The 9,682-nt window shown below is 61.5% G+C and carries 13 protein-coding genes (1 of these 13 running past the window's edge); 5 read left to right on the top strand and 8 right to left on the bottom strand.

Features of this window, described 5'->3' with window-relative positions:
- Both RID42_10335 and RID42_10330 read right to left on the bottom strand, forming a co-directional pair.
- A protein-coding gene (locus tag RID42_10335; GenBank protein MEQ8248069.1) for a histidine kinase crosses the window boundary here: on the bottom strand, positions 1 to 102 show its beginning. 123 nt of this gene lie to the left of the window's left edge; only the first 102 of its 225 coding nucleotides appear in the window; its start codon is at positions 100 to 102; the stop codon falls past the left edge of the window.
- 201 nt (positions 103 to 303) lie between these two features.
- Complete coding sequence (locus RID42_10330; GenBank protein ID MEQ8248068.1) at positions 304 to 1,758, bottom strand: FAD-binding oxidoreductase; 1,455 nt, start codon at positions 1,756 to 1,758, stop codon at positions 304 to 306.
- Between the two features lie 88 nt (positions 1,759 to 1,846).
- Here RID42_10330 and RID42_10325 point away from each other — a divergent pair, with 88 nt between their 5' ends.
- Positions 1,847 to 2,833 carry a zinc-dependent alcohol dehydrogenase family protein gene (locus tag RID42_10325; protein MEQ8248067.1) on the top strand — a complete coding sequence of 329 codons (987 nt, stop codon included), beginning with the start codon at positions 1,847 to 1,849 and terminating at the stop codon, positions 2,831 to 2,833.
- A gap of 7 nt (positions 2,834 to 2,840) precedes the next feature.
- Here the strand turns inward: RID42_10325 and RID42_10320 are convergent, their stop codons facing one another.
- Entirely contained in the window at positions 2,841 to 3,599 is a 759-nt protein-coding gene (locus tag RID42_10320; protein MEQ8248066.1) for an SDR family oxidoreductase, read from the bottom strand.
- A 12-nt stretch (positions 3,600 to 3,611) separates the two neighbouring features.
- The gene (locus RID42_10315; protein ID MEQ8248065.1) at positions 3,612 to 4,331 is read right to left on the bottom strand and encodes an SDR family oxidoreductase; all 720 of its coding nucleotides are present in this window, start codon (positions 4,329 to 4,331) and stop codon (positions 3,612 to 3,614) included.
- On the opposite strand from RID42_10315, the gene RID42_10310 reads away from it, so the two are divergent.
- Genes RID42_10310 through RID42_10300 form a run of 3 tightly spaced genes read left to right on the top strand, consistent with a single transcriptional unit; the run spans position 4,331 to position 6,295 of the window.
- Positions 4,331 to 5,107, top strand: coding sequence for a hypothetical protein (locus RID42_10310; protein MEQ8248064.1), 777 nt, complete (start codon positions 4,331 to 4,333; stop codon positions 5,105 to 5,107). The two genes, RID42_10315 and RID42_10310, sit on opposite strands and share 1 nt — an antisense overlap.
- Complete coding sequence (locus RID42_10305; protein ID MEQ8248063.1) at positions 5,097 to 5,516, top strand: nuclear transport factor 2 family protein; 420 nt, start codon at positions 5,097 to 5,099, stop codon at positions 5,514 to 5,516. Before RID42_10310 ends, RID42_10305 begins: the two co-directional genes overlap by 11 nt.
- 20 nt (positions 5,517 to 5,536) lie before the next feature.
- Positions 5,537 to 6,295 carry a sulfite exporter TauE/SafE family protein gene (locus RID42_10300; GenBank protein ID MEQ8248062.1) on the top strand — a complete coding sequence of 253 codons (759 nt, stop codon included), beginning with the start codon at positions 5,537 to 5,539 and terminating at the stop codon, positions 6,293 to 6,295.
- 20 nt (positions 6,296 to 6,315) lie between these two features.
- Here RID42_10300 and RID42_10295 read toward each other — a convergent pair whose 3' ends face one another.
- From RID42_10295 to RID42_10285, 3 genes are read right to left on the bottom strand one after another with little or no spacing between them, the layout of a single operon-like run.
- Positions 6,316 to 6,792 carry a glutathione peroxidase gene (locus tag RID42_10295; protein MEQ8248061.1) on the bottom strand — a complete coding sequence of 159 codons (477 nt, stop codon included), beginning with the start codon at positions 6,790 to 6,792 and terminating at the stop codon, positions 6,316 to 6,318.
- Position 6,793: 1 nt separating this feature from the next.
- Positions 6,794 to 7,693 carry an alpha/beta hydrolase gene (locus tag RID42_10290; GenBank protein ID MEQ8248060.1) on the bottom strand — a complete coding sequence of 300 codons (900 nt, stop codon included), beginning with the start codon at positions 7,691 to 7,693 and terminating at the stop codon, positions 6,794 to 6,796.
- Complete coding sequence (locus RID42_10285) at positions 7,690 to 8,055, bottom strand: hypothetical protein (GenBank protein ID MEQ8248059.1); 366 nt, start codon at positions 8,053 to 8,055, stop codon at positions 7,690 to 7,692. The genes RID42_10290 and RID42_10285 overlap by 4 nt, the downstream gene beginning before the upstream one ends.
- A 376-nt stretch (positions 8,056 to 8,431) precedes the next feature.
- Here RID42_10285 and RID42_10280 point away from each other — a divergent pair, with 376 nt between their 5' ends.
- A complete protein-coding gene (locus tag RID42_10280; GenBank protein ID MEQ8248058.1) occupies positions 8,432 to 8,587 on the top strand; it encodes a hypothetical protein in 156 nt (51 codons plus the stop codon).
- A gap of 26 nt (positions 8,588 to 8,613) precedes the next feature.
- Here the strand turns inward: RID42_10280 and rlmJ are convergent, their stop codons facing one another.
- Positions 8,614 to 9,456, bottom strand: a complete 843-nt coding sequence (gene rlmJ, locus RID42_10275; protein ID MEQ8248057.1) for a 23S rRNA (adenine(2030)-N(6))-methyltransferase RlmJ — start codon at positions 9,454 to 9,456, stop codon at positions 8,614 to 8,616.
- Positions 9,457 to 9,682 lie beyond the last annotated feature (226 nt).

Genomic DNA, 9,682 nt, shown 5'->3' with positions numbered 1-9,682 from the left:
AATGTGGGCACATCTCTGCATCAGGTCGCCCCTCAACACCTCCAAAGCTGCATCCAGCTTCAAACCGTCCGGTTTGTCCGGACTGACTAGGATTTTGGTCATGGCGCGATGTCTCCAAAACGTGAACCGAGCGAGGGGTTGCCCGGGAGCATAGAAGATCGGCGGCTTACCGCGCCACCTTGGACCACAGGGCCAACAGCCGCATTCTCGCCCCAATCCCCAACGAGGATCGATGCAGGCGGGACGACATGGCCCGAGTTGGGAGGCTTGGGTGGGGCGGCGCCTCGGTGCCGCCCCGCTTTTCTAGCCCAACCCTAAAGCACCTGGGTTCATTCGATCGTGCGGATCGAGGGCGTGTTTCAGCCGCATCAGCAAGCCGTCCGTGTCGTCGATCAAACCCTCGCGGTACGCATAGAATTTGCCGATTTGCAGGTGTACCGCCGCCTCGCGGCGAAAAAGGTCCCGTAACCCCTGCCTCAAATGAACCACGGCGTCTCCTGCCACCGTATCGGGTTCGCCGGACCAGGACTCCGCTGCGCCGCCGAGCCCAGCGAGATGGATCTGGCGCGGTCGGTCGGACCAGCGGAGGACCGGCTCCACGAGCAGGCCGCGACCGACAGCCGCAACGGTGATCGTCACGCCGATTCCGTTCCCCTCTAGGCGTGGCGCTTCCGCATTGAAAAACGCGGTGACAGCGCCAAGGACGTGGAGCGCCCGCGAAAACGGAACGACCCCATGAGTCCAGGCCTGCAACCGTCCATCTTCGGCCAAAAGGCTTGTGACAAAGTCAAAGGGTCGTGCGCGCAGAAAGGTCGGCACGCCGGGGGCGATCTCGGTGCCCTGGTGGGCGGCGATCCGCCGCACTTGGTCGAGTCGGTACGCCACATCGGCGGACGAGTGCCCCTCGACGGCAACATGGATGGCTGGGGCTTGATCGAGTTTTCCACGACCGGGCGGAACATAGGTGCCCACGCCCATTACATCGGCGGCGGCCCGGCTGCGACCGATTTCGCAGGCTGCGGCAACCATCGCCTCGAAGGTCGGAAACGAGAACGACAGGAAATCGATTGACGCCGGACGGGGCATCAACTGCATGGTTGCCGCGAGTTTGACGCCAAGGGCGCCGCCATCGCCCAGGAAAAGACCCGCAAGATCGGGGCCGTGATAGCGGAAGAACGGCGACCCGCCGACGATCGCGCCCGATCCGGTCTGAATGCGCGACCCGTCGGCGAGCGCCACCTCGAGCCCCAACACTTGGTCCGCCGCAGTGCCGTATTGCGCTGAACCGAAAAGAACCGTGTTTTGCGACAAACCGCCGCCGATTGTGGAAACCCGCCCGGTCGCCGGACCGAAATGCGGGATGCGAAGCCCGTGCGGTGCGGCCACCTCGTCGAGCGTTTGCCAGGTGACGCCTGCTTCGGCGGTGACGAAGTGATCCTCTTCGTTGACCTCGATGATACGGGTCAGGCGGGTCGTATCGAGCACGATGCTGCGACTATCCTGGGGAACGTAGCCGCCGGTATAGGACAGACCGCCGCCACGGGGCACGACCGAGACGCTTTCTTGCGCGGCAATGCGCACAATGTGCGCGGCCTCGTCGCGCGTGCCGGGGGAAACCACTGCCGCCGGCGGGAAGCTCGGCTCGAAGAAAAGGTCGCTCGCGAAGTAGCGGCAGGTTCCGGTGTCGCGACGCACGTGCGCCGGCCCGACGACCGCCGCCATCGCGTTGAGCGCATGGTTCTCCAATTCTTCGGCCACGACGATGCTCCTCCGCTCTTTCCTTCCGACCGGCCCTGAGTTTAACTCAACCGATACGACGCATTGGAAACATCATGGAAGTTGCCCGATGAAAGTTGCCCGCTACGCCGACTACGGCGATCCCGGAAAAGTTCTCGATATCCGCGAGGAAGACTGCCCACCAATGGGCGACGGCGAAGTGACGATCCGGATCGAAGCCGCACCGGTCCACATCGCCGACCTCAAATGCATCACCGGCGAGCCAAACTTCCGAACGTTTCCGCTGCCGGCAGTTCCGGGGTTCGAGGGCATCGGGCGGGTTATCCAACTTGGGCCAGGCGCCTCAACATTTTCCGTTGGCGATCGCGTGTTTCTGCCGATGGCGTGCGGCGCGTGGCGTGAGGAACTCGTGGCGAGCGAGAGTGTCTTGATGCCAGCACCCGAGGGCGACGCCGTCCAGCTTTCCCTGTTGCCCATCAATCCACCTACGTCATACCTGATGCTCTCCGACTATGGCGATTTGAAGCCCGGCGACTGGGTCATTCAGAACGCGGCCAACTCGAGCTGCGGGGTCTATCTGATCAAGCTCGCGCACATGCGCGGAATAAAAACCGTCAACGTCGTCCGGCGCGACTCCCTTGCCCCCGCTTTGCGCGATGCAGGCGCGGATGTGGTCCTCGTCGATGGTCCCGACCTGGCCGACCGTGTTCGTGCCGCAACGAACGGCGCATCGATCCGATTGGCGATCGATGCGATCGCCGGCGACGCAACGACCCGCCTGGGCGAATGCCTGGCTGACGGCGGCACGGTCTTGTCCTACGGCATGTTGTCCGGCGAGCCATGCAAACTCCCCCCCGACATGGTATTTTTGCGGGACATCCGGTTGCGCGGTTTCTACACGGTGCGCGAGTTCACCCGCCATGAGCCTTCAGAAATCGCGGCCATGTACCGCGAACTTGCCAACCTGATTGCCGACGGAACGTTGAGCGCCCAAATCGCCGGCGTGTTTTCCTTGGATCAAGCCGCGGAGGCCTGTGCGTTGGCCGCGAAAGTAGGCGACGAACGGCCCGGAAAAGTCGTGATTACAATGGCTTAGGCTGGACCTAGACAGCCATGTAGCCGCCGTCGACAACGATATCGGTGCCGGTGACGTGCGCCGATTCGTCGGAGGCGAGGAACACCACGATCCCAGCGATGTCCTCCGGCGCGCCAACCATTTTCAGCGGCGTGCGACCTACAATCATCTCGCGGAATTTCGCGGCACCCTCTTCGCCCATACTGTCGACAACGCCGTCGCCCCAGATCAGTCCGGGGTGCACCGAATTGACGCGCACGCGATCTTGCTTGCCCTCTAACGCCGCGGCTTTTGAAAACAGCGTCATGCCGGCCTTACTTGCACCGTAGGCTGATCCGTTCGCACCGCCCTTCAGGCCCGCGACCGACGACATGTTGACGATCGATCCGCCACCCGCCGCGCCCATCGCTTTCAGCGCGCGCTGGGTGCCCATGAAGCAGGCCTCGATATTCATCTGCAGCATGTAGCGGAGTGTCTCTACCGGATAGTCTGCGAGGGGTTTGAGGATGCAATCCCCCGCATTGTTCACCAACACATCGGGGGTGCCGATGTCTCGCGTCACCTCCGCAAACAAGGAATCCCAACCGCCCTCGCTGGTGACATCCTGCTGGATGTAGCGAACGCTGTTGCCCTGGGCGGCAATCAGGTCGACTGTCGCGCGCCCCCGTTCCCGATTGCGTCCGGTGACCACCACGGTTGCGCCCTCGCGAACCGCGGCCATTGCGCAGCCCCGCCCGATCCCATCCGTGCCGCCGGTAATGACGACAACTTTGTCCTTAAGGCGCATACAGTTTGGTCCTTAGTACGCCGCTTCGAAGGCGATCTCGCCGGCGGTCATGAAACGCGATTCGTCCGAAGCAAGGTAGACCACCGCCGCAGCGACTTCGGCCGGGTCCGGCGGGCGCGCATGGTCGACCAAGATGGAATTGACCCGAATGCCGTCGGCGTTCTGACCGCATTCCAGCGCCACTGCTTGCGACATGACCCGTAGACCGGCCGCTGTCGCGCAATTCCCGGATAGATCGGCCGCACCGGTCCGCGCAAGGCCAAGCGAAAGGTTGACAATCGACCCTCCCCCGCCCGCCCGCATGGCGACCGTCGCGTGTTTCATGCCAAGCCAGGGGGCAACGATGTTCGCTTCTTCCAACGCCCGCAGATCCGAAAGCGTCATCTCGCGGATCGGCTTAACGAGCAGGTCCGGCGGTCCGTTGACGAGGATATCCAAGCGGCCGAAGCGGTCGATTACCGACGTGACAAGATTGCCCCATGCCGTCTCGGAACTGCGCTCATGGCCGCGCGACATGACCCGAGGCGATGGCAATCCCGTTACGGCAGCGGCACGCTCGGCAGGCGCGTGCTCGGTATCGACGACGACAAGGCGCGCCCCTTCGTCGGCAAGCGCGCTGGCGGCGGCGGCGGCGAGCGGGTGGCCCACACCGGTGACCAAAGCAACTTTGTCTGCAACACGCCCCACTTCGACACCCATTTTTGCTATGATCCGCCCGATTGGGGAATCCATTGGCAGAATCCGAACTCAAAGACGATATCTCAGTTTGCTTCGACACCGAAACGGTCGATTGGGAGCCGTTCACGCCCGGTGCCGGCCCACCCGGTGTGCGGGCACGAGTCCTACGTCGGTTCGACGACGGCGGTGTGCGCAGCGCCATCCTCGACATTCCGCCCGAGTGGGACAGCGGAGGGTTCTACGTCGGCCGCGGCGACCACCAGGGGTTTGTTCTCTCGGGCGATTTCTATGTGGGACGCAACGTGTTGAACCCTAGGGCCTTCTTCTACAACCCTGCGGGCAGTCCCTTTGCGCCGATCGGTTCGCGCGGCGGGGCGCGGCTGGTGATGATCTATGGAAAACGGCCGCATTACGACCGCGTTACACCTGGGCCGATCAAGATATCGCAAGACGCGTTTATCCTCGCCGATGCGATGGCCGTCGAACCGATCACGCCCGAGATCAAAGGCACCAAACTTGCCGGGTTCGAGCGACGGGTGCTGTTCAAGGACCACCGGACCGGCGCTGACACGCGGCTCTTGAAGGTCCCGGGCGGTTTCGAGGGTCGCGGCCCGAACTGGCATCCCGTCCACGAAGAGATTTACTGCCTGGAGGGCGACATCGGCCCGGATGACAAACGCCTGCTGAAGCCAGGTTGGTTCTTACACAATCCCAAATTCGGGATTCACGGCTACCACGAGCATTCCCACGGTGGCGCTACAATTCTCGAGTGGCACGACGGCGAATGGTCGGTCAATTTCATAGAGGAGAACCCCCGCGTTGGACAATGAAGCAATCAAGAAAGAGGTTTCGGCGGTGATCGCGGGCATCTTTCGCGCCTTCGAAGAGCATCGTCCGGAGGGCATCGAGGCGCACATGCACCCCGACGTAACGGTTTGGGACGTCTTCACACCTCAACTGATTCAAGGAACGGCTGAACGCGCGAAGTTCCACAGAGATGATCAGGCCCAAATGCAAGCACGCGGACCGTTGAGCCTGAAAATAGAGGAACCGGTTGTGAACGCCTGGGATAACTCGGCGATCGCCCGGTACTATCTCGAATTCAACTACCAGCCGCCTAACCCAGCGAACGGGCGCGTCCGCATCACCAACGTCTTGCGAAAAATCGACGGTCGTTGGCTGATCGTCCATCATCATGAAGGCCTCGTGCCGACCGGCATTCCCCCGATCACCGAATAATCAGACGAGAATTTGGAACCGTGACTTTCTTAGACCTTGGCGGTCTTACCCTCACGCTCGGCCTTCTGACATTCCTCGCGGCTGGAACGGTCAAGGGCACGCTCGGGATCGGCCTTCCCCTTGTCGCCGTCCCGCTACTGGCCACGGTCTTGGATCTGCCAACCGCGATCGCGTTGATGGTCGTCCCGGTGCTGACGTCTAACGTCATCCAAGCGCTCCAGGGAACAAAAAAAATCGAAACGTTGCGTCGCTTTTGGCCACTGCTTCTGACGCTGGTCCCCTTTACGATCTTCGCCGCGCAGTTTCTGTCGTCGGTCGACCTGCGGACAGGCTCGCTCGTCCTGGGCGTGATCGTCGTCCTGTTCTCGCTCACCCAATTGGTGAGGTTTCGCTTCTCGATCAGCGAACGTCGCGAACGGTTTCTCAACCCGGTTGTCGGCGCGGTCGCCGGGTTGCTTGGAGGTTTGTCCAATCTATTCGGACCGCCGTTGATCATGTATTTGGTCGCACTCAAGCTCGAAAAAGACGACTTCGTCACCACCATCGGGCTTCTGTTCATTGTTGCCTCGGCAACGCTCTACGCCACCTTGGCCTCGGTTGGCGTCCTAACCTTCGAAAACGGGCTCGCGTCGCTGGCCGCCGCTTTGCCGGTCATGGCTGGCGTATTTCTCGGGACCCGCCTAAGGAGCCGCATTCACCAAAAGTCGTTCGAACGGGTCCTCATGGTGGTACTCGTCTTGATCGGCTTGAATTTGATTCGCCGCGGCCTGTTCTCCTGAGGCCCGGATGACCGCGCGCCCTACAACAGATCCTCGATCTGACTTGTCACCTCGGCGCTGAGTGGGTCGGCTTTACTCGGGAAGATACCTGCGAGCTCACCGTCCGGACCGATCAGATACTTGTGGAAGTTCCACTTCGGCGCGGCATCTTCGCCCGCCGTCGATGCCACCCACCGGTAAAACGGGTGGGCGTTGCCGCCAATGACGGTTTGTTTCCTGGTCATCGGGAAGTCGACCTTAAAGCGGGTGTCGCAGAAGGTTTGAATCTCTTTCTCGGTGCCAGGTTCCTGCGCCCCGAAATCGTTCGACGGGACGCCGATCACCACGAGGCCGCGATCGCGGTACCGCTGCCAAAGCTCCTGGAGGCCCGCGTATTGAGGGGTATAGCCACAGGCACTCGCGGTGTTGGTGATCAAGATTGTTTTCCCGGCAAACGCCTTAAGGTCGATGGTCTTTCCGCCGTCGATCGCGTCGAAATCGTAGTCATGTGCAGACATATTAGGATCTCCTTTGGCTGTGGTTTGACCAGAAAGCCGTCACCTCGGATGCCAGGAGGGGTCCGATCGACGGTGGAATATTATGCCCCCATCCGTCGATGAGACGCAGGCGGGCACCCGGAATTGTGCGTGCGGTGTCCTCGCCGGCTTGGGGCCGCACGAGCGGATCGTCCTTCCCATGGAGTACCAAAGTTGGAACTTGAATAGCAGCAAGCTCGACGCGGCGATCGCCGGCGCTAGAGGACGCCAACCATTGGCGCAAGGCACCTTCAGGGTTGTTGCCCCGGGCAAAATTCACCGACACCACACCACGAACGTAGTCGTCCGGCATGGCGTAGCGCGGGCTGCCGATGATTGCCTGCTGCCAGATTGCCAACGCTGCCACGGAGTCCGCATCGTAGGGATCCTTAGGGGGCGTCATGAGCGCCTCCATCGCCGCCGGCGTTGCGGGCGGTAGCGCGGGATTGCCGGTGGTCGACATCATGGAAACGAGGCTGAGTACCCGTTCCGAACGCCTCATCGCAACCGACTGCGCAACCATCCCGCCCATCGACATCCCCACGACATGGGCACGGTCGATGGACAGGGCGTCCATCAGGCCGACTGTATCATCGGTAAGGTCGTCGACTGTGTAGGGAACCGATTGCGCCGTGGACCGATCGCTCGTTACTAGCGCAAGCAACGCAGTGCCCGACGGCGTTTTCCACCAAGTCGATTCGCCCATATCGCGGTTGTCGAAACGGATGACACGGTACCCCGCATCGACCAAGGGTGCGCAGAACGTGTCCGGCCAGACCGTTCGCTGGGTTGCTAGTCCACCGATCAGGATGACAACCGGGTCGTTGACCGACCCGAGGTCGTCGTATCCCAGCTTCACCCCACCGGCGGTTTCGACGATCACGGTCGTTGCGCCTGCTTTGCGCGCACCTGGGCAAGTTTGGCCAATCCCTTTTCGCCGCCACAGTGGCTGCGCACGTAGGCCTCGAGTGCGGCCTCACCGTCTAGGACGGTCACCGTTTTGTCCCTGGAGTGGTAGACGAACGGTGTGCCCTCCTTTGTTTCGAAAACGAACACCAAATGGCGCGCGTTCGCGACACCGTTGATCAGGTAGACGGCGCTGCGGCTGTCGAACTGCTTGCCATCGAACTGGACCGAAAATCGCGGCGGTTTTTGGGCGCCGAAGAACCCGACGCGCCGGAAGATCACCCACGCTATTGCAAGCCACAGCGCAACCAGTCCAACAAACAGAAGAAGCTCAGACACTCGGTCCACCACCGATCAATGAAAAGACACCATAGGCGATCCAGCCGGATCGGTTCGACCGTCATCTACAGGTGCAACCGCCTCTACACAAGAATCTCAGCGAATCGTTGACTACCAAAGACTTGTACAGTTCAGTTGAGCAAGGGCCGGAGGTTGGTCACAGGTTGCACCGCCATCGCCTGAAACCATTCCACACTCACAATTTGCGGGGTGGAACCTGGGCAAGGGACTCACCACATTCCCAACAGACGGCGCACTGGTTCCGTGTGACCGTCCGGGGGGCAAGTGCAAGGCGACACGATTCAACTGAGGGCCGGGATCTCCCCCCAGAATCCCGGCCCTATTTTGCCTATCGCTGCGCCGTACGACCTCTGACGTGAGCACCTTTGGTTTCAATGCCGAGCCGGGAACCCTTGCGGCCGCCGGCGAAACCGAAACGCTCGAACCGCTCTTCCAAAAGATGGTGGACGATTGGCCCGACCGAGAGCGCCGGCGGACCTGGGCCCGCGTGAAATGCTTGCAGTCGTCCTAGGCTAGAGCCGACACCCTGACGGGTAGTCACGTCCCGCAAAGCGTCACAACACGGCCTTCGGCGCCGTAGCCGCCGCCAAATAAGTCCGCCAGATACGGGAGGAACGCGCCCGCTTCTCGGCTTAGCGTATAGGGCGGATTGACCACCACGAGGCCGCAACCCGCCAATCGAATGCCGTCTGGCTGGGAAACGAGGACTTCGAGCGCGATCGCCGTCCGAGAGCCACAGGCGGCGGCTACGTCACCCAGAAAAGCCGCGACCGCGTCGGGTCGCTTGATGGGGTACCACAGCACGAAGGTGCCCGTGGCCCAGCGCGCCAACCCGTCTCGGAGGGCTTCTGCTAGGCGTTCGAATTCATCCGCCGATTCGAATGGCGGATCGATCAAGACCAAGCCGCGCCGCTCGCGCGGTGGGAGGAACGAGCGCACCGCGTGATACCCGTCGATGGTAAACACCTTGACCTGACGGTCGCGAGAAAACTCTGCCATTAGGGCCGCCGCTTCGTCGGGATGGCGTTCGGCAACGAACAGACGATCCTGTCGGCGCATCAATGCGCGAACGACCCGCGGGGAACCAGGATACCATTTCAGTACGTTCGCACACTCTTGGAACGACCGAACGACGCCGAGATAGGGCGCGAGAACCGCCGGTACGTCCGTTTTGGCAAAGAGCCGCGCAATTCCAGACTGCGCTTCCCCCGTACGTTCGGACTCTCCGTCCGTTAGGTTGTAGCGACCCCTGCCTGCATGGCTGTCCAAGACAAAGAAGGCCGCGTCCTTTCGCTTCAAATACGCCACGATCAACGAAAGGACCGCGTGTTTGACGACATCGGCATAACCGCCGGCATGGAAGGCATGACGATAATTCATCGGCGTGTCGACGGATGCAGCTTTGTCGGAACAAAGCCAAAACGCCCAGTTTTCCTTAGGTTCATAGTTTTATAGAACGCCGGGGTGCTGGTGTTGGCGGCAAAAAATCCACACTTAGACAACCTCTGTTGAGGCGATGTTCCGTCACCGGCCCTGAACTTCCGTTGTGACCACGCCGATGGCGGCTCACGGCGTTGTTACTCCAAGATATAGGACCGTGACGCCT

Source organism: Alphaproteobacteria bacterium (assembly GCA_040216735.1).
Taxonomy (GTDB): Bacteria; Pseudomonadota; Alphaproteobacteria; order SHVP01; family SHVP01; genus CALJDF01.
Note: the sequence above shows the minus strand (reverse complement) of the source record. Positions and strands in the feature narration are given on the sequence as shown.

Coding starts and splice junctions, on each gene's coding strand:
- RID42_10325 (MEQ8248067.1), top strand. CDS start 1,847: ATGAAAGTTGCCCGCTACGCCGACTACGGCGATCCCGGAAAAGTTCTC.
- RID42_10320 (MEQ8248066.1), bottom strand. CDS start 3,599: ATGCGCCTTAAGGACAAAGTTGTCGTCATTACCGGCGGCACGGATGGG.
- RID42_10315 (MEQ8248065.1), bottom strand. CDS start 4,331: ATGGATTCCCCAATCGGGCGGATCATAGCAAAAATGGGTGTCGAAGTG.
- RID42_10295 (MEQ8248061.1), bottom strand. CDS start 6,792: ATGTCTGCACATGACTACGATTTCGACGCGATCGACGGCGGAAAGACC.
- rlmJ (MEQ8248057.1), bottom strand. CDS start 9,456: ATGAATTATCGTCATGCCTTCCATGCCGGCGGTTATGCCGATGTCGTC.